We start from the raw sequence: 18,470 nt of genomic DNA on the forward strand, positions 1-18,470 counted from the left end.
AAATCGTTTCGGATTGATTATGATAATGGCATAAGGTGCAAATTTCTAGTCATAGAATGATCATGCGGGGAAAACTGCGCAGTCTATCGCGGCGCCTTCGCCGGCGCTTCGCTTCCATAGACAGCGGCCAGTTGCGTCATCGAACCGTGGATGATGCCGGCCGCTTCTTTTTATGGCGAAAGGGCCGGGTTTCAGAAGGTTGATCGCGTTTTTCTAGCAGCTTAGTGAAAAAATAACCCCTTCTCCTGCATCGACCGCTTTTCGAGAAAAAAGATTTTGATGATGTCTTGATGTGAGAAAGCCATTGGTATGATAGGCTGCTTCTTGAACGTGAGACGGGCATGAGGGTGATGGGCGTGCGCATAAACTGAAACGAAGGGCTATGAGGAGGGATGGGATTGAACACATTTTCCGATATTGTGCAGACGATGCCGCCATATTTGTTCTCCCGATTTCAGAAGAAAAAAGAAGAATTGCTAAAGCTCGGGGTCGATGTCATTGATTTAGGGATCGGCGCCCCCGATTTGCCGCCCCCTTCCTTTGTCATCGAAGAGTTGAAAGAAGCGCTCGATGCGCCAGAACACTATACGTATTCGCCGTATGGCGGCTGCAGGGAGTATCGGGAAGCGGTCGCGCGTTTTTATGAACGGGAATATGGCGTCAAGCTCGATCCGGAGACCGAGGTGTTGGCGTTAATCGGCTCGAAAGAAGGAATCGTCCATTTGCTGCAAGCCGTTCTCAATCCCGGCGAGCTCGCCTTAGTGCCTGATCCGGGCTATCCCGTCTATCGGACGGCCGTCCATTTTGCCCGCGGCCAGAGCCTATCGCTGCCGCTCGATGCGCAACATGGTTATATTCCTCGGTTTGATGCGCTTCCCTCGTCCGTTTATGACCAAGCGAAAATCATGTTTCTCAATTATCCGAGCAATCCGACGGCCGCCGCTGTCGATTTGGATGTATTTGCCGAAGCCGTTTCACTTGCCCGTCAGCACCAGATGTTCATTGCTCATGATGCGGCCTACTCGTTCGTGACGTTTGCCGGTTTTCAAGCGCCGAGCATTTTGCAGGTGGACGGGGCAAAGGAAGTGGCGGTGGAATTTGGATCGTTGTCCAAAAGCTATAACATGGCCGGCTGCCGCATCGGATACGTAGTCGGAAACCGGGACATGATTCGAGCGCTTTCGGTGATCAAGAGCAACACGGATACGTGCCAGTTTATTCCGATCCAGAAGGCGGCGGTGGCCGCTTTGACGAACGGACGGACGTTTATTCGAGAAAATAGCCGCATTTATGAACAACGCATGAATATGATGGTCGAGAGACTTCGAGAACTGGGCATCGACGTGCAGCGGCCGAAAGCGACCTTTTTCTTGTGGATCCCGGTCTATGACGGATACTCGTCCGAACGATTTGCCGCCAAATTGCTGGAAGAAGCGGGAGTCATCGTAACACCGGGAACAGCGTTTGGATCCGCAGGGGAAGGATATGTCCGCGTATCGCTGTCAGCGCCGATGGAGCGTCTGCAGCAAGCCGTTGAACGATGGAAGCAAGTGGATTGGGAGGAATCGGCGCGATGAAGAGAACGATGCGTCACATCACGGTGGCTCAAGCCATCGTCGAATGTTTCAAACAGGAACAAATCCGTTATGTGTTTGGTGTGCCGGGGGAAAGTTATTTGCCCCTGCTTGATGCCATCTATGATGAGCCATCCATCGAGTTCATCTCCGCCCGCCATGAAGGGGGTGCTTCCTTTATGGCGGAAGGGTATGCGAAAGCGTCGCGGAAGTGCGGCGTCGTGCTGGCTACAAGGGCGGTTGGCGGGGCGAACTTAACGATCGGCGTCCATACCGCCAGGCAAGATTCCACTCCGATGGTCGTGTTTTTGGGGCAAGTGAACAGCCGCTTCCTAGGACGTGAAGGATTTCAGGAAGTCGATATGGAAGCGTTTTTTCGTCCGATCGCCAAATGGGTGGTCGAAATTCGCGAAGCCGAGCGGGTGCCAGAGCTGGTGCAACGGGCGTTTCGCACCGCGAAAACAGGGCGGCCCGGCCCCGTCGTCGTTTCACTGCCAGAAGATGTATTTTCCAAAACGATAACGGAAGCAGTGATGGCCGAGACCTATGTGCCGAAGCCGGCCCCAAGGCAAGAGGATATACGGAATATAAAGGAGCGGCTCGAGCGCGCCAAACGGCCGCTCGTGATTGCCGGCGGCGGCGTCAAATGGTCGGGAGCCGAGCAGCTGCTGCGCTTATGGGCGGAAAAGTATGCACTTCCAGTCATGGCGGCGTTCCGGAGGCATGATGTGTTTCCCCACAACCATCCGTGCTATGTCGGCCACCTAGGCCTAGGGACGCCGAAAGAGGTCATGGAAACGGCTGAGCAGGCCGATGTGGTGATTGCGTTGGGGACGCGGCTGTCGGAAGTGACGACGCAAGATTACCGTTTGCTATCTCCAACGCAGACGCTGATTCATATCGATATTGACAGCGATGGGCTCGGAAAAGTGTATGCACCGGATATCGCGGTTTGGGCTGACTGTCGGGAAGCGCTGTCCCGTTTGCTCGATATCGCGGTGCAGCCGTCTTGGCAGGAATGGGCGGCTGAACGGAGGGAACGGTACGAACAAACGGCCGCGCTGCCGCTTGAAAAACGAACTCTCCATGAAGCGGTCATGGCGAGTTTAGGTCACCATTTGCCGAAAAATGCGGTCATTACGAACGATGCTGGGAATTTCGCCGGTTGGCTTCACGCCTTTTTCCCGTTTGGGGATGGGCACACGTACATCGGCCCGACGTCAGGAGCGATGGGATATGGCATGCCGGCTGCCATTGGCGCGAAACTGGCCTTTCCCGACCGGACCGTCGTTTCTTTATCCGGGGATGGCGGCTTTATGATGACGGTGCAGGAGTTGGAAACGGCCGCTCGATACGATATTCCGATCATTAGCATTGTGTTTAACAATCATATGTACGGCACCATCCGCATGCATCAAGAATTGCAGTTTCCGGGGCGGGTCATCGGCACCGATTTAGGCCGCGTGTCGTTTGCCCGGTTGGCAGAATGCTTGAACAGCTGCGGATTCCAAGTGCAGACGGAACAACAGTTCACGGAAGCGCTTCTGTTGGCGCTTGAAGCCAAGAAGCCGACGGTGATTGAAGTGTTGACCGATCCGAACCACATTTCGGTGGCGGCAACGATCCAAGACTTGCGGGCCAAGAGGAAGTCCTGACGATCATCGCTCGGCGTTCAATGTATAAATTATCTCAATAAATCATCTAGAAAAATGGGGGGAGTATACAGTGAAAATCCAAAACTATATCAATGGAGAATGGAAGGAGCCAAGCACCGGGCAATTTGCGCCGGTGATCAATCCGGCGACGGGGGAAACGATTGCCGAGGTGGCGATGTCCGGGCCAAACGATATCGATGAAGCGGTTCAGGCAGCCAAAGAAGCGCAAAAACAGTGGGCCCTCGTGCCGGCGCCGAAACGCGCGGAAATCTTGTATAAAGTTGGGATGCTGCTAAAGGAGCGGAAAGAACAGTTGGCCCGGATGTTGACGATGGAAATGGGCAAAGTGATTGAGGAAGCGCGCGGCGAAGTGCAGGAAGGCATTGATATGGCGTTTTACATGGCGGGAGAAGGACGGCGGTTGTTCGGCGATACGACGCCGTCTGAACTGAAGGACAAATTTGCCATGAGTGTCCGCGTGCCGGTTGGAGTGGTCGGCATCATCACGCCATGGAATTTTCCCATTGCCATCGCCACTTGGAAGTCGTTTCCGGCCATTGTTGCCGGCAATGCGGTCGTATGGAAGCCAGCGCCCGAGACACCGATCATGGCGCAGGAATTAGCCCGCATTTTTGAAGAAGCGGGCTTGCCGCCGGGAGTGTTTCATGTGGTTCACGGTGACGGGCCGACAGTCGGCAATGCGCTCGTCGAGCATCCTGATGTCAAGGTCATCTCATTTACCGGATCGAATGAAGTCGGGCGGATGATTGCGGAAAAATGCGGACGGCTGTTGAAAAAGGTGTCGCTTGAAATGGGAGGAAAAAACGCCGTCATTGTGATGGATGATGCGGATTTGACATTGGCGGTTGACGGCATCATCTGGAGTGCGTTCGGCACGTCGGGGCAGCGGTGCACGGCGTGCAGCCGGGTCATCGTCCATGAGCGGGTGAAACAGGAGCTTGAGCGGCGTCTGCTTGAAGCCGTGAAAACATTGAAAATCGGCAACGGGTTGGATGAAACGGTCAAAGTCGGACCCGTCATCCATGAAGAGGCGCTGCAAAAAATCGACCGCTACGTGCGCATTGGCGTAGAAGAAGGGGCGAAACTGCTTGTGGGTGGCTATATATTGCGCGAGGGCGACTATGCGCGCGGCTTTTATTACGCGCCGACGATTTTCACCGATGTCACGCCGAATATGCGCATCGCCCGCGAAGAAATTTTCGGCCCGGTTGTGTCGATCATTTCCGTCCGCAGTTTGGACGAAGCGATCGCCGTCAACAACAGCGTCGATTATGGGCTGTCAAGCGCCATTTTCACACGCGATGTCAACAATGTATTCCGAGCGATGCGCGATTTGGACACCGGCATCGTGTATGTCAACGCCGGCACAACGGGAGCGGAAATTCATTTGCCGTTTGGCGGCACGAAAGGGACGGGCAACGGCCACCGCGACTCCGGCGTCGCTGCGCTTGACGTATTCACCGAATGGCGGAGCATTTATGTCGATTTCAGCGGCAAGCTGCAGCGGGCGCAAATCGATACCGATGATTGAACCGGGCTGTCGCTTGCAACATGGCCGGCAAAAGAGAAGCGAAGATCAACGTGGAACATATATCGTGAATCGAAGCAGCGGCCGCGGCAAAGATGTGAAAAAAGCGGCTGTCATGTGAGCGTATGGCAAAGAATCGGTGACGGAGGGGGAAAGAACGATGAAAGTGCTTGTGCTTGGAGCGGGGCTGATGGGCAAAGAAGCAGCACGCGATTTAGTGCAAAGCCAAGATGTTGAGGCGGTGACGTTGGCGGATGTCGATTTGGCTAAGGCGGAGCAGACGGTGCGGCAGCTTCATTCCAAAAAGCTTGCCGCTGTGCGGGTGGATGCCAGCGACAAGCAGCAGCTGTCGGCTTTCATGAAAGGGCACGATGTGGTTGTCAACGCCTTGTTTTACCAGTTTAACGAAACGGTGGCGAAAACAGCTATTGCAGCTGGCGTCCATTCTGTCGATTTAGGCGGCCATATCGGCCATATCACCGACCGGGTGCTTGAGCTGCATGAACAAGCCCAAGCCGCTGGGGTGACCATCATCCCCGACCTTGGCGTCGCACCCGGAATGATCAACATTTTATCCGGCTATGGGGCGAGTCAACTCGATGAGGTGGAATCCATCTTGCTGTATGTTGGCGGCATCCCTGTCCGCCCCGAACCGCCGCTGGAGTACAACCATGTGTTTTCGCTCGAGGGGCTGCTTGACCATTACACCGATCCGGCCTTGATCATCCGCAACGGCCAAAAGCAGGAAGTGCCGTCCCTTTCGGAAGTCGAGCCGATTTATTTCGACCGGTTCGGGCCGCTTGAAGCGTTTCACACCTCAGGCGGGACGTCGACGCTCTCGCGCTCGTTTCCGAACTTGAAGCGGCTCGAGTACAAAACGATCCGCTACCGCGGCCATGCGGAAAAATGCAAGCTGCTTGTCGATTTGAATTTGACGCGCAACGATGTGGAAGTTGAGATCAATGGATGCAGAGTCAAGCCGCGCGATGTGCTGCTTTCCGTCCTGAAGCCGCTGCTCGATTTGAAAGGAAAAGATGATGTGGTGTTGCTTCGGGTCATCGTCGGCGGTAGAAAAGATGGAAAAGAAACGGTGCTGGAATACGAAACCGTCACGTTCAATGACCGCGAAAATAAGGTGACGGCGATGGCGCGTACGACGGCCTACACCATTTCCGCTGTCGCCCAGCTCATCGGCCGTGGGGTGATCACAAAGCGCGGCGTCTATCCGCCGGAGCAAATCGTTCCGGGGGATGTATATATGGACGAGATGAAAAAACGAGGAGTGGTGATTAACGAGAAGAAAACGGTTCGCTTATGAAAAAAGCATCATAGAGTGATGATAAGAGATGATGACAATGATCCGAATAAAAAACACGCCTGTTTCTCACCGAGAAACGGGCGTGTTTTCGTTTTGTCCGCAACGGTTGCTTTTATACAGTTTTCGTTGCCGATGGCTCCCGTTTGCGCCAGGCAAGGAAAAGGAATGCAACAAGCGACAGCGCCATGGCGATCATAAACGGCGCCTTTGCGGAAACGGCATGACCGATGACGCCAGATAGCACTGGAGCGATGGCCGACCCCATCCAGCGAACGAAGTTGTACATGCCGGAAGTGACGCCGCGTTCATACGGCGATGTTTCCATCACATAGCCTGTAAACAAGGCGTTGTTTAAGCCGGATACAAGGCCCGACAAAATGATAAGGACGATCATGAACCATGTTTGTTCAGCGACCGCTAAAAGCAGCAATAAAACGGCAAACAGCAATAAGCTGTAAGGCAATATTTGTTTCGATTCGTATTTTGCTTCAAGCCGGTGGGCCAACGCTGCCGATCCGTAGGCGAGGCAAAGCCCCCAGCCGAAAAAGACAAGACCGATTTGAATCGCCGATAACTTCATGACCAGAGGCGAATAGGCCAAAACAACGAAAAAGCCGTAATAATAAAGCATCCCGCCGATCGCCCCTTTTAAAAACGGCGGAAAGGCGAGCAGATGCCGCATTTCCTGCCATCCGACTGCTTTTTTCGGTTTTCCTTTGTTTGGATCATACACAAAAAATGCGACAAGCAAAAAGGCGATAAAAATGAGTACGCTTGTGCCGATAAACGGGTAGCGCCATGAATGTTGGCCCAGCAGTCCACCGATGAGCGGACCGCCGGCCATGCCGAGGCCGATCGCCGCCTCATACAAGCCGACAGCGGTGCTTGCCTGCGGTGTCAAAGCGATTAACAGTGTCATAGCCGTTGCAAAAAAGGTGGCATTGCCAAGCCCCCAACCGGCGCGGAAGATCGACAGTTGTGGAATGTCGGCGGCGAAACCGCACAATAATGAGAAAATCGTGACAAGGCCAAGTCCGATCACCATCATTTGTTTATCACCAACGCGGCTGACGACAAGGCCAACGGGAATCATCATGACCGCCATCGTAAAAATATAGGCGGTAAACAACATTTCCACTTGCCAGTGGGTCGCGCCGATGCTTTCGGCGATGACCGGCAAAATCGGATCGACGACGAAAAAACGTCGCACAAAACAAAAAAAGATATCCCCGCTAGACTCGGGATATCCGGTTATGTGAAGGCTATATGTCCGCTTTTTTTGCTTCAAGCGCTTCTTTTACCGCTGCCTCGATCTCCTGATAGCTCGTGCAGCGGCAAATATTGGACTCCAGCCATTCTTGAATCGTCGCTTGATCCGCGCCCGGATGCCGCTCGATGAGTGCGTGGGCGTTCATAATGAATCCAGGAGTGCAATAGCCGCACTGAAAGGCGAAGTGGCGGACGAAGGCGTGCTGAATGGGGGCATCATCAAGCCCTTCGATCGTGGTGATTTCTTTGCCGACTGTCTCAATCGCGAGCATCATGCACGATTTGATTGGCGTGCCGTCGACTAAGACGGTGCAGGCGCCGCAGTCGCCGTTCAAACAGCCTGGCTTGGCCCCGGTCAGCCCCAGCCCATCGCGCAAAACAAACAGCAGCGTTTCGGCTTGGCGAGTGACGATCGATCTTCGTTCTCCATTAACGTGCAGCACAAGCTCCCGCTTTGTCGTTTCCTCCATGTCCGCATGCTCACCTCCTGTTTAGACGGTTTCTCCGTCTCCGAGCTCACGAAGCATATCTTCAAGCAGCTGGGCGGCCACGAACAGCCGGTAGTCTGCTGAGCCTTCAATATCGTGCAAAATCGGGCGCGGGAAGGCGTCAACCGCTGCTTGGATTCGTTCACCAACTGGGCGGTTCCGGTCGTTGAGGTGCGCCTCAACGTCAGCCGAGCGAAACGGAAACGGGCAGATGCCGCTTAGGGCAACGCGAACCGTCCCGTCTTTTTTCAGCGCTGCAATCGTCACAAGCGGGTAGCCGACTTCCCCTTGCTTGCGGCGCTTGCGGTGGAAATGGGGCAGGGTGGCGGTGGCACGGTCAACCTTGAACTGGACGACAAATTCACCGCGGCCAAGCTGCAGCTGTTGATGAAACAAGTCAAGGAAGCGGCATTGCCTGATGCCGTATGGTCCGGCGATGATGACATCCGCCTCGGCGACGAATAGCGGCAGTGCGGTCTCACGGTAAAAAATTTGTCCGCAGATGTTGCCGCCGAGCGTAATTTGGTTGCGCGCTGTCCGGTCGGCGACTTCTCGCGCCGCTTTTGTCAATAACGGGAACGGATTTGCTTCTTCGAGCTCGCCGAGGGAGAGCGCCGCTCCGAGCACGAGAGAACCATTGTCGACATCAAGCGACCGACATTCAGGGATCGATTTTATGTCAATGACGGCCGCGGTGCGGACAAGGTTCAACCGAGACAACGTGATGATTTCCGTGCCGCCGCTGTAGTAGAGCGGTCGTTTTCCATCCCGCTCGAGCGCCGCAAACAGCGCTGTCGCTTCGGCGATCGACTGCGGCCGGTAGTAGGCAAAGTCAAACGGAACCATAGGAGTCCCCTTTCTGTGTCCGCCAAATGAGTTCAGGCACAAGCGGCAGTTCATTGAGCGGCACGCCGGCAGCGAGAGACAAGGCGTTTGCCAAGGCGGCGGGCATGCCGATCAAGCCATGTTCGCCGATGCCGCGAGCGCCGTATGGGGCATCGATTTGCGGCGTTTCGACAAACTCAACGATGTACTCTGGATGTTCGCCGAAGCGAATCGGCCGGTATGTGCGCAACTGTGGGTTTAACACGCGCTGTTCGTTGTCAAAAAGAAACCCTTCGCGGCTGGCAAAGCTTAGCCCCATGCTCATCGCCCCCATCGCTTGGCCAAGCGCTGCCTTTGGGTTGAGCACTTTGCCGGCATCAATGACCGCATACGCTTTGACAATGCGATACGTGTAGTCGCGGCGGTTGAACTCAATTTCCACTCCCTCGGCGCATACGCCCCATTCCGGTCCCGGTTTGCCGGCGCCGGTCTCCGGATCAAGCGGGGTCAAGTGGCGCAAAATGTAGTGGCCGCGCCCGATCACTTGCCCGCCGATGGCGTTGCCGTTCGGAAACTTGTAGCCATAGGCGATGTCTTTGATCAGAAGAAAGATGGCCGGGTCATCGCGCAAAAAGACGCGCCCGAATCCGACTTCCAAATCGTCCGGCGAGGCCCGCAAGACGCAGGCGGCGATGTCTTTTAACTGACGGATGGCGTCGTCGGCAGCGGCAAGCGCCGCACGTCCGGCCATAAACGTCCCGCGGCTGGCGACTGTTTTCCAATGTTCCGGCGTCGTTTGCGTATCAATATCCATTTTGACATGGACACAATCGACGTCCATCTTCAGCCGTTCAGCAACGATTTGCGCGAGCACCGTTTTCGTTCCGGTTCCGATTTCGACGACGCCGGAGATGACGTTGACACTGCCGTCGGAGTTGAACGTTAAGATGACGCCCGAGCTAGCATCTGTGTCGATCGTCGATGTTTTCCAGCCGCTGCTGATTCCCTTTGCTCTTACCGTATAAGCGTCCACTTCGACGCGCTGCCACTCGTCCCAGCGCATCAGCTCGCGCAACCGGTCGAGGCAGGCTGATATGTTGCCGACGTTGCTTTTTGTGAGCCGCACTTGCGTCGGGGTCGTATGCCCCGGGCGGATGGCATTTTTGCGCCGCACGTCCCATGGGTCAAGTTGAAGCGTTCGTGCCAATTCATCGATGGCCCGCTCGACGGCAAATGCCTGTTCGCAATGGCCAAAACTGCGAAACGGCGTCGCGTACGGGCGATTCGTATAGACGCACAATGAATCACAAAAGACGTTTTCGACATGGTACGGGCCGGTGCAATCGACGGCTGCGGCGCGGCTGACATCGATCGCCTTGTCGGAATAAGCCCCGCCGTCAAATAGAAACAAGATTTCCATGGCCTTGAGCAAGCCCTCTTTTGTCGCGCCGATTTTGACGGTTGCCTCCAAACCGATATGGACGGGCGAAGTGACCATGTCATGCTCGCGGCTGTTCCAGACGCTCACTTTTCGGCCGCCGACCGCTTTGGAGGCAAGGTAGGCAAGCAACTCAAGCTGGACGGGCGCTTTTCCTCCGTAGGCGCCGCCGACAAGCGGCGTATGGACGATGACTTTGCCGGTTTCTTCGCCAAAATACGTATGAAGCAACTTCTTGATCATAAACGGTGACTGTGAGGAGGCGGAAATATGGATCGTGCCGTCCGGCCAAATTTCTGCCGTGGCGCAGCGTGTTTCCATCGCGATATGATCGGAAGGGGCGAACGATACGCTTGTTTCGACGATGACGTCGCTTTCAGCAAACCCTTGTTCAATGTTGCCTTTTCGGATTTTTGTCCGGTGGGCGACGTTTGTCCCTGGCTCAGGATGAGTCGTTTTGTTTTTTTCATAGCGGTCGAGATGTTCATGCAATAATGGAGCGCCTTCTTTCAACGCTTCGCGCGGCGAGCCGACGGCTGGAAGCGGTTCGTAAACGACGCGGACGAGGCGGGCCGCTTGTTCGGCTTGCGCGAGCGTATCGGCTACGACGACGGCGACGACTTCGCCATAGTAGCGCACTTTGTCGACGGCGATCGGCGGACGATCGCGCATGTCTTCACCGGTGAGCGGAAGCCCTTCGCCGGTCACAACAGCATGGACGCCGTGGACGGCGAGCGCGCGGCGTGCATCCAGCGAGAGGATGCGCGCATGGGCGTATGGGCTTGTTACTAGAGCGGCATGAAGCATCCCCTGTTCTTTGAAATCGTTCGTATATTTCGCCCGGCCGGTCACTTTATCCCACGCTTCTTTGCGGATGATGCTTTTACCGATGGCCACGGTGGCGTCCCTCCTTTTCTTCTCGATCCATGACGGCACGCTTATAATCGTCTATCGTGTCAATGTCGATGCCGATCGTCTCATCGCCTTCATACAAGAGACCGCGCCAACGCGGATGGTGAAACAGTGTGCGCCCCCCGGCATCGCCCCTTAGAGCAAGCAAGGCAGGGAACGTTTGTTTCCCAAAAATGACTGGGGGCATCGGCGTGCCGAAGCGGGTGAAGGCGACGTAATCAGGACGGTGGCGGCGGTAAAGGTCGGTAAGCGCATTGATTACGTCCGCAGTGACAAATGGTTGGTCCGCCAACAATACGACAGCGGCGTCCGCCCCGCTAGCGAGCGATTCCCGCAAGCCGCAGGCAAGCGAATGCGCCTGCCCACGGCAATGGTCAGCGCAACGGGTGAAGCGGCAGTTTTCATGATTCCGAAGCTCGTCTGGAAGCCACGCGAGCGCATCGTCCGGAGGAACGACGACGATGACGGGCGAAAGGCGGGAACGAAGCGCCGCTTTAAGGCTGGCGGCCCCCAGCGTGCTTTCTCCCCAAGGCAAAGCGCGTTTATCCGTTCCCATCCGCCGGCTTTCTCCAGCCGCCAAATAAATGACAGCGATGGTTGGGCCATTCATGATACTCTCTCCGTTGATCGCCCGCGAAGGACGCTGATCAATTCGGCGGTGATGCTAACGGCGATCTCATACGGACCGCGTGCGCCGATGGAAAGCCCTGCCGGCGAACGGACAAATGGAGGCGTCGAGCCGGAAGGAAAGAGGCGGTCCGTGCGCCGCCGCGGACCGAGCACGCCCAGATAAGCGAGCGGCATGTCGGCTAACAAGGAAACGAGTTCGCGGTCGCGTTCAAACTGATGGGTCGTGATGACGACAAAGTCGCGCTCGTTTAGGCGAAGCCGCGGAACAGTTTCATGCGGAAAGCCCATGACGAAGGCGTCGGCGTCCGGAACATGGGATGGGTGAATTTTGGTGCCGCGCTTCCGCCGGGCATCGAGTACCCGCTCCCAGAGGACGGTATTCGTCTCGTTTGAGTTCCGGCCGATAAATACGATGACTTCCGCAACATCCAAATCGTCAAGGCAGGCCGGAGGACCGTCGGCGCCGAAGCTTTGGATAAGCGACCATTCAGCTGTCGCCGTGCATAGCCTTGTATTGGCGTCAACGTGGTGGGTGCGCAAACCGGCGCGGGTGATTTTCGCGATCGTATAATATTCCTCTAAATACAGCTGCCCGCTATGGTAAACCGCGATGCTCTCCGGGCCATGAGCGGAAAGTAATTCTTTCGTTTTTTCCACCAGCAGCGAAAGGGCATCGTTCCAGCTTGCCGGTACGAGTGTTCCGCTCCGGTTGCGGATGAGCGGCCGGGTCAGCCGGTCAAGGCTGTTGTTCGCCCACCATTGGTTTTCTCCTTTCGGGCCGAGCCGACCGCGGTTGACTGGGTAGCGGACATTGCCTTTAATGCCGACGATGCGGTTGTCTTTGACCGCGATGTAGCAGCCGCAGCCGTTCGAGCAAATGCCGCAAGTGGAATACACCCACTTGTCAATTTCGCCTTGCGTATATACGCTCATATCTTCGCGCGGCGTCTCCCAAGCCATAATGTCATCTCCTCACGAAGGATAAATGATCGGTGGTGATAATCGCTCGCAGCTGCTGGTACGATGGATACGAAGATGTGTAGCGGATGGAACGGTACGGCAAAAACGGGGGAGGTGCAGGCGTCGTTGCTGCGTAGATGGGAAGCTGTGACGACGGCACACCTGTTTCAGCGCGAAACGGCGGCGTGATGAGCTGCCAAAAGGCAAGCGGCGGCAGCGAATGCGGCATCGGTTCGCCCCCTTTCAAAAAAGGCTCTGCTATCATTATATTTCTGTAACAAATGCCCATGACTGAAAAACAAAGAAGCCAGCTGTTGACAGCTAGCTTCTTTTTTGATCCGTTTTTCCTTTCCTGAGCCGTCCGGCCCGCTTGGCGGCTTCCCGCAGCAAAAACTCGATCTGGGCGTTGACGCTGCGAAACTCGTCCTGCGCCCATTGTTCGAGCGCGGCATATAATTCATGGTCAATGCGCAGGGGAAATTGTTTTTTCTTTGCCATCGCACTCCACAACCGTTAATATAGACTGCCGGTATTGATCACCGGCTGGGTGGCGCGCTCGGAGACGATCGCGACCATTAAGTTGTTCACCATTGCGGCTTTTCGTTCATCATCTAACTCTAAAATGTTTTCTTTGTCAAGTTGTTCAATCGCCATTTGCGCCATCGAGACAGCGCCTTCGACGATTTTTTTCCGGGCGGCCAAAATGGCGGCTGCTTGTTGACGCTGCAACATGGCGCTCGCAATTTCCGGGGAGTACGCCAAGTGAGTGAGGCGCGCTTCCATCACCTCGACTCCGGCGACACGCAATCGCTCCTGCAGCTCAGCGGCGAGAACATCGGAAATAATATCGGCGTTGCCGCGCAACGTAATCTCGTTGTCGTCTTCAAACGTGTCGTACGGATATTTTGTCGCGACATGGCGAATGGCGGCTTCGCTTTGAATCTCGACGAATTGTTCGTAATCATCAACATCGAACACAGCCTTGGCTGAATCAATGACGCGGAAAACGACGACGGCGGCAATTTCAATCGGATTGCCTTGAACATCGTTCACTTTCAACTTGTTGCTCGTGAAGTTGCGCACGCGCAGCGATACTTTCTTTCGAACGGTGAGCGGCACGGTGAAAAACAGCCCGCTGTCGCGAATCGTGCCGAAATAGCGGCCGAAAAAGGTGAGTACTTTCGCTTGATTCGGCTGAACGATCGTGATGCCAGTCGCCAAGAGGGCGGCAAGGGCGAAGCAGAAAACGGCCAATAAGAGCTGCACTTGAATGAGGCTGACAAAACCAGCCATAACGAAAAGGGCGATGCATCCGATGCCGATAAATCCATCCATGCGCCATGCTTTTTGTTCTCTCATACCTATCCCCCTAATAGTGTCGATTTGATATTTATATGATATCATATAATCAAAAAAATGGAAACAGGGATTGATCATGTTAAGACGAGAAGAGGGATTCGCCCATAGCTCGCCACGAGGCAGATGTTTCTAACTATTTTCCATCCAGAAGCATAAAGGGCGATCGTTCAGCCTGTTAATGTTTTAATGTGCTAAAAAATGGAAATTCATAATTGACATCGCATTCATTGTCATCATACAATAGAAAAAAAGACCAATAGGTGTGTAGAAGCAATGGAAACACGACAAGCGCGCATCGGCCGGCTGGCATTGTTGCTGGCGATGCTTGACGAGGGAGAGGAAGAAGCGGCCCTCGGCCAGCTCGAGGCGCTCGCTTGGCGCTATTGTCAAGGGCGGGTCGGGGCGATGGAGCCGCAAAAAATCGTCGCGGCAATTGAGACGGCGGCGAAACGGCATGGAGTGGTTGACGGTGGCTTGTACCGTGAGATGCACGCCTTATACCATGCGATTTTAGAGGCAGTGCATGGCGTGACGAGAGGGCAGGTAGAGTTAGGAGATTTGTTGAGAACCGCTGGCCTTCGTTTCGCCGTGGTGCGCGGTATGCCATATGAACAGCCGAACGAAGGGGAATGGATCGCCGTTGCGTTGTACGGGACGATCGGCGCTCCGGTGCGCGGGCTCGAGCACGAGGCGGCCGGGCTCGGAATCAATCATATATAAGACGGTAAGTGCCTAGAGCAATAAGTCATGAGGAGGCGAACGCTGCCATATGGCAGGGCGCCTCCTTTTTTGTTTGCCCAGGCGTTCGATTGAGAAACCAAACGAAGGGAGATGGAATGATGATCGTATTGACCGGGCATACATTGACGATCGATGAGGTAAGACGTGTTGTCTATGAACGGGAGCGGGTGGCGGCCGATGAGGAAAGCATGAGGGCTGTCGAGAAAAGCCGCGCGGCAGTGGAACAAGCGATCTCCAATGGACGGACGATCTATGGCGTGAATACGGGTTTTGGCAAACTCGCCGATGTGCGCATTGAAGGAAGCGACCTTGAACAGCTGCAAATCAATCTTCTTCGCTCGCACGCTTGTGCCGTCGGCGAGCCATTTGCCGAAGATGTCGTGAGGGCGATGCTTCTTTTGCGGGCGAATGCGTTGTTGAAAGGGTATTCCGGCGTGCGTCCGGCGGTCATTGAGCAGTTGCTCGCATTTTTGAACACCGGTATCCATCCGATCGTGCCGCAGCAAGGTTCCCTCGGCGCCAGCGGCGATTTAGCGCCGCTCGCCCATTTGGCGCTGGCGTTTGCCGGCGAGGGAGAGGCGATGTACCAAGGGCGGCGGATGCCTGCCGCCCAAGCGCTTTCACAAGCGGGGATTTCACCGCTTTCCCTTCAGGAAAAAGAAGGGCTGGCGCTTATTAACGGCACGCAGGTGATGACGGCCGTCGGAGCCCTTGCTTACTTAGAGGCGGAACAACTGGCGTATGACAGTGAATGGATCGCGGCGCTGACGATTGAGGCGCTTTATGGCATTGTGGACGCGTTTGACGCCCGCATCCACGCAGCCCGCGGGTTTCAGGAGCAGGTGGAGGTGGCGGAACGGCTGCGCCGCTATTTAGCTGGCAGCCAACTCACAACAAGGCAAGGGGAGCGGCGCGTGCAAGATGCGTACTCCATCCGCTGCCTCCCGCAAGTGCACGGAGCGTCGCTTAGGGCGCTTCGTTATGTGAAGGAAACGCTTGAAATCGAAATGAACGCTGCTACGGACAATCCGCTTATTTTTGCGGACGGGACGGCGCTCTCTGGCGGCAACTTTCATGGCCAACCCGTTGCGATCGCCATGGATTTGTTGAAAATCGCGGTGGCGGAGCTGGCCAACATCAGCGAACGCCGCATCGAACGGCTTGTCAATCCGCAGCTTAGCGAAGGCTTGCCGCCGTTTTTAAGCCCACAGCCCGGCTTGCAGTCGGGAGCGATGATTATGCAATATGTCGCCGCTTCGCTCGTGTCGGAAAACAAGACGCTCGCCCATCCGGCCAGCGTCGATTCGATTCCGTCATCGGCCAACCAGGAAGACCATGTCAGCATGGGAACGACCGCCGCCCGCCATGCGTACATGATCGTGCAAAACGCTCGAAAAGTGTTGGCGATTGAGCTCATTTGCGCTTTGCAGGCTGTCGAAGCGCGCGGCATCGAGCGAATGGCCCCGTCAACGAGGCAGTTTTACCATAAGGCGCGCCGCATTGTTTCCTCCATTACAGCTGACCGCGTCTTTTCTGATGACATTGAAGCGGTGGCGGCGTGGTTGAGCGAAAGGGCAAACCATCACTTTCTCCGCGATGAAGCGAAAGCTTAGAAGTCTAGTGAGAAAGAGCCAGGAAGTTGTGGGGTTGCAAGGTTTTTCAACTTGAGAAATACTGTTGGAGGACAGCATTTCCCCTTGAATCACCAGCTTTTTCAAGAAGGGCAAAGCATAGTGGGCGTAGAGGCGTGAGAGCGTTCAAGGATAGGTGTTTGAAAAAATGGTAGTTATATAGACCTTTTCCGCTAGAGATAGGGAAGCAGTCATCAGTGAAGATGGTTTGCTTCCCTAACTTTTTCTACGGAGTTCGGACGATGCAGTGAGCCTTCCCCATAATTGGTTAGGACGAGAGCATTGACAGTCTATTCCATTGTTGTCCCCCAGTCGAATTTGCAGTATGATGAAGAAGAGAGACAAAGGGGAAAGGGTGGGTATATCATTGACAATTTCTGCCGCGGCGCTGTTGGCGTTATGGAAGATTATTGCGATTGATATCATTTTGTCTGGGGATAATGCGGTCGTCATTGCGATGGCGACGCGGCGGCTGCCGAAAGACCAGCGAAACAAAGCGATTTTTTGGGGAACAGCGGGGGCGGTGTTGCTNCGCATCTTGTTTGCAGCCATCATTGTCTTTTTACTGAACATCCCGTTCGTTCACTTCGTTGGCGGATTGCTGCTTGTATGGATCGCCTATAAAGTGCTTGTCGAACGGGAAGAGGAAGCGAACGTACAATCATCAGACCGGTTGTTGAAGGCGATTGCGACGATTATCATTGCCGATGCAGTGATGAGCCTTGATAACGTTGTTGCTGTGGCCGGGGCGGCCGAAGGGCATCTTGGCATGCTGGCGCTCGGGGTAGCCATCAGCATCCCGATTATGATTTTCGGCTCCAAAGCGATCGTCCGGGTGATGGAACAACATCGATGGATCGCGTACGTTGGGTCGGGCATTTTGGCGTGGACGGCCGGGAAGATGATGGCGGGGGATGAAGGGGTGCTGCATTGGTTTCACCTTTCTTATGGCCCGTTCGTCTACGCGGTTGCCGCCGGCGTGACGATTTTGGTCGTGTCAGCTGGCTATATCACGAATAAAAAGGCCGAGCGTGAAGAAGGGACGTTGATTTGAGCGGTTGGGGGTGGTGTGATGCCATGAACATCCGACGCATTCTCGTGACGGGAAGGCTTTATGCCGAGCTTGCCGCCCTTCTCCCGAACAAGCGGCCGGATAAAGCGTTTCGCTTTGTGGCGGAAGAAGAATTGACGGCCAATGATTTCGCCTGGGCGGATGCGTACGTCGGCTTTCGTCCGGCCGGGCCGTTTTCGCTCGCCAATTTGCGCTGGGTGCATTCGCTCGGCGCGGGCGTTGACGCGTTTTTGTGGAAGCAGGAATGGAAGAAGAACGTGTTGCTGACGCGGACGATCGGGTCATTTGGCGAGCAGATCGCCGAATATTGCCTCAGCTACTTATTGCGCGACGCCCAATGTCATGACGTGTATGCATGGTATCAAGAACAGCGGCAGTGGAAGCCGCTCGCTCCGAAACGGCTTGGTGAACAGCGGATTGTCATTTATGGGACGGGTGAGATCGGCCGGCGCATCGCGGAAACGCTTCGTCTGTTCGGCGTTTCGCCGATCGGCGTATCGCGAAGCGGCCGAGACACGCCGCCGTTTTCGGCTGTTTGCCGCCATGAAGAGGCGGGGGAAGCGCTTGCTTGCGCTGATTGGGTGATCGCTGCGCTTCCGCTGACAGAGGAAACGCATCATCTCTTTGACGAGACGTTTTTTGCCTGTTTGCACAACGCGGGCTTTATCAATGTTGGGCGTGGGGCGACGGTTGATGAGACGGCGCTTGTCGGCGCCTTGGAAAACCGAAATGTCCGCCTGGCGGTGCTCGATGTGTTCGAAGAAGAGCCGCTGCCGCCGCACTCGCCGCTTTGGGTTCATCCGAATGTCATCATCACCCCGCATATCGCGGCGCTGACATCAGTTGACGCCGCCGCCCATAGCGTTTTAGACACGCTCCGCCGCATCGAAACGGGCGAACCGCTCGCCAATGCGGTCGATGTGAGCCGGCAATATTGAAGGAAAAAGATGTCTCCAAAACACAATGGGACGCCTCTTTTCTATGGCATCATTGTGAAAGGAAGAAGGAATGTTAGAAATCCTGTTGAAATTTACAGAAAAAGCCGTCTG

The 18,470-nt window shown here is 55.2% G+C and carries 16 protein-coding genes and 2 pseudogenes; 9 read left to right on the forward strand and 9 right to left on the reverse strand.

The window, feature by feature from the left end:
* Positions 1–398 precede the first annotated feature (398 nt).
* The 4 genes from VU18_RS01550 (at position 399) to VU18_RS01565 (ending at position 6,096) form a co-directional block, all read left to right on the forward strand.
* Positions 399–1,577 (forward strand): aminotransferase class I/II-fold pyridoxal phosphate-dependent enzyme, encoded by a 1,179-nt coding sequence (locus VU18_RS01550; protein ID WP_014194854.1) that lies wholly within the window; start codon positions 399–401, stop codon positions 1,575–1,577.
* On the forward strand, positions 1,574–3,229 hold the full coding sequence (locus VU18_RS01555) for a thiamine pyrophosphate-binding protein (protein WP_011229877.1): 1,656 nt from the start codon (positions 1,574–1,576) through the stop codon (positions 3,227–3,229). The genes VU18_RS01550 and VU18_RS01555 overlap by 4 nt, the downstream gene beginning before the upstream one ends.
* 70 nt (positions 3,230–3,299) lie before the next feature.
* Entirely contained in the window at positions 3,300–4,781 is a 1,482-nt protein-coding gene (locus tag VU18_RS01560) for an aldehyde dehydrogenase family protein (protein ID WP_011229878.1), read from the forward strand.
* A gap of 157 nt (positions 4,782–4,938) precedes the next feature.
* Positions 4,939–6,096: a saccharopine dehydrogenase C-terminal domain-containing protein gene (locus VU18_RS01565; RefSeq protein WP_011229879.1), complete on the forward strand. Its 1,158-nt coding sequence runs from the start codon at positions 4,939–4,941 to the stop codon at positions 6,094–6,096.
* Positions 6,097–6,208: 112 nt separating this feature from the next.
* On the opposite strand, the gene VU18_RS01570 is transcribed toward VU18_RS01565, so the two are convergent.
* From VU18_RS01570 to VU18_RS01610, 9 genes are all read right to left on the reverse strand, one after another.
* Positions 6,209–7,306: an MFS transporter gene (locus VU18_RS01570; protein ID WP_021321354.1), complete on the reverse strand. Its 1,098-nt coding sequence runs from the start codon at positions 7,304–7,306 to the stop codon at positions 6,209–6,211.
* A 52-nt stretch (positions 7,307–7,358) separates the two neighbouring features.
* Positions 7,359–7,835 (reverse strand): (2Fe-2S)-binding protein, encoded by a 477-nt coding sequence (locus VU18_RS01575; RefSeq protein ID WP_011229881.1) that lies wholly within the window; start codon positions 7,833–7,835, stop codon positions 7,359–7,361.
* A 21-nt stretch (positions 7,836–7,856) separates the two neighbouring features.
* On the reverse strand, positions 7,857–8,699 hold the full coding sequence (locus VU18_RS01580) for a xanthine dehydrogenase family protein subunit M (protein WP_021321353.1): 843 nt from the start codon (positions 8,697–8,699) through the stop codon (positions 7,857–7,859).
* Positions 8,686–11,013 carry a xanthine dehydrogenase family protein molybdopterin-binding subunit gene (locus VU18_RS01585; RefSeq protein WP_023633776.1) on the reverse strand — a complete coding sequence of 776 codons (2,328 nt, stop codon included), beginning with the start codon at positions 11,011–11,013 and terminating at the stop codon, positions 8,686–8,688. The genes VU18_RS01580 and VU18_RS01585 overlap by 14 nt, the downstream gene beginning before the upstream one ends.
* Entirely contained in the window at positions 11,000–11,638 is a 639-nt protein-coding gene (gene pucB / locus VU18_RS01590; protein WP_023633775.1) for a xanthine dehydrogenase accessory protein PucB, read from the reverse strand. The genes VU18_RS01585 and pucB overlap by 14 nt, the downstream gene beginning before the upstream one ends.
* A complete protein-coding gene (locus VU18_RS18730) occupies positions 11,635–12,618 on the reverse strand; it encodes a molybdopterin-dependent oxidoreductase (RefSeq protein ID WP_047757529.1) in 984 nt (327 codons plus the stop codon). The genes pucB and VU18_RS18730 overlap by 4 nt, the downstream gene beginning before the upstream one ends.
* 4 nt (positions 12,619–12,622) lie before the next feature.
* Positions 12,623–12,847 carry a hypothetical protein gene (locus tag VU18_RS01600; protein WP_014194863.1) on the reverse strand — a complete coding sequence of 75 codons (225 nt, stop codon included), beginning with the start codon at positions 12,845–12,847 and terminating at the stop codon, positions 12,623–12,625.
* A gap of 92 nt (positions 12,848–12,939) precedes the next feature.
* A complete protein-coding gene (locus VU18_RS17105) occupies positions 12,940–13,116 on the reverse strand; it encodes a hypothetical protein (protein WP_023633773.1) in 177 nt (58 codons plus the stop codon).
* A gap of 15 nt (positions 13,117–13,131) precedes the next feature.
* Positions 13,132–13,977 carry an SPFH domain-containing protein gene (locus tag VU18_RS01610; protein ID WP_047757530.1) on the reverse strand — a complete coding sequence of 282 codons (846 nt, stop codon included), beginning with the start codon at positions 13,975–13,977 and terminating at the stop codon, positions 13,132–13,134.
* A 273-nt stretch (positions 13,978–14,250) separates the two neighbouring features.
* Here VU18_RS01610 and hutP point away from each other — a divergent pair, with 273 nt between their 5' ends.
* The 5 genes and pseudogenes from hutP to VU18_RS01630 all read left to right on the forward strand — a co-directional run bounded on the left by hutP (position 14,251) and on the right by VU18_RS01630 (position 18,359).
* Positions 14,251–14,697, forward strand: coding sequence for a hut operon transcriptional regulator HutP (gene hutP, locus VU18_RS01615; RefSeq protein ID WP_014194867.1), 447 nt, complete (start codon positions 14,251–14,253; stop codon positions 14,695–14,697).
* 119 nt (positions 14,698–14,816) lie between these two features.
* Positions 14,817–16,331 carry a histidine ammonia-lyase gene (gene hutH / locus VU18_RS01620; protein ID WP_011229889.1) on the forward strand — a complete coding sequence of 505 codons (1,515 nt, stop codon included), beginning with the start codon at positions 14,817–14,819 and terminating at the stop codon, positions 16,329–16,331.
* A 343-nt stretch (positions 16,332–16,674) separates the two neighbouring features.
* A pseudogene (locus VU18_RS18735) lies at positions 16,675–16,880 on the forward strand (TerC family protein); the annotation flags it as partial.
* 1 nt (position 16,881) lies between these two features.
* A pseudogene (locus VU18_RS01625) lies at positions 16,882–17,403 on the forward strand (YjbE family putative metal transport protein); the annotation flags it as partial.
* Between the two features lie 23 nt (positions 17,404–17,426).
* Positions 17,427–18,359, forward strand: coding sequence for a D-2-hydroxyacid dehydrogenase (locus VU18_RS01630; protein WP_047757531.1), 933 nt, complete (start codon positions 17,427–17,429; stop codon positions 18,357–18,359).
* The last annotated feature ends 111 nt before the right edge of the window (positions 18,360–18,470 follow it).

Source organism: Geobacillus sp. ZGt-1 (assembly GCF_001026865.1).
GTDB lineage: Bacteria > Bacillota > Bacilli > Bacillales > Anoxybacillaceae > Geobacillus > Geobacillus thermoleovorans.

What these genes read in the sequence shown, in the direction of transcription:
- VU18_RS18730 (WP_047757529.1), bottom strand. Translation starts at nt 12,618, where the DNA reads ATGGCTTGGGAGACGCCGCGCGAAGATATGAGCGTATATACGCAAGGC.
- VU18_RS01600 (WP_014194863.1), bottom strand. Translation starts at nt 12,847, where the DNA reads ATGCCGCATTCGCTGCCGCCGCTTGCCTTTTGGCAGCTCATCACGCCG.
- VU18_RS01630 (WP_047757531.1), top strand. Translation starts at nt 17,427, where the DNA reads ATGAACATCCGACGCATTCTCGTGACGGGAAGGCTTTATGCCGAGCTT.
- VU18_RS01580 (WP_021321353.1), bottom strand. Translation starts at nt 8,699, where the DNA reads ATGGTTCCGTTTGACTTTGCCTACTACCGGCCGCAGTCGATCGCCGAA.
- pucB (WP_023633775.1), bottom strand. Translation starts at nt 11,638, where the DNA reads ATGAATGGCCCAACCATCGCTGTCATTTATTTGGCGGCTGGAGAAAGC.
- VU18_RS01610 (WP_047757530.1), bottom strand. Translation starts at nt 13,977, where the DNA reads ATGAGAGAACAAAAAGCATGGCGCATGGATGGATTTATCGGCATCGGA.
- VU18_RS17105 (WP_023633773.1), bottom strand. Translation starts at nt 13,116, where the DNA reads ATGGCAAAGAAAAAACAATTTCCCCTGCGCATTGACCATGAATTATAT.
- VU18_RS01565 (WP_011229879.1), top strand. Translation starts at nt 4,939, where the DNA reads ATGAAAGTGCTTGTGCTTGGAGCGGGGCTGATGGGCAAAGAAGCAGCA.
- VU18_RS01555 (WP_011229877.1), top strand. Translation starts at nt 1,574, where the DNA reads ATGAAGAGAACGATGCGTCACATCACGGTGGCTCAAGCCATCGTCGAA.
- hutH (WP_011229889.1), top strand. Translation starts at nt 14,817, where the DNA reads ATGATCGTATTGACCGGGCATACATTGACGATCGATGAGGTAAGACGT.
- VU18_RS01575 (WP_011229881.1), bottom strand. Translation starts at nt 7,835, where the DNA reads ATGGAGGAAACGACAAAGCGGGAGCTTGTGCTGCACGTTAATGGAGAA.
- hutP (WP_014194867.1), top strand. Translation starts at nt 14,251, where the DNA reads ATGGAAACACGACAAGCGCGCATCGGCCGGCTGGCATTGTTGCTGGCG.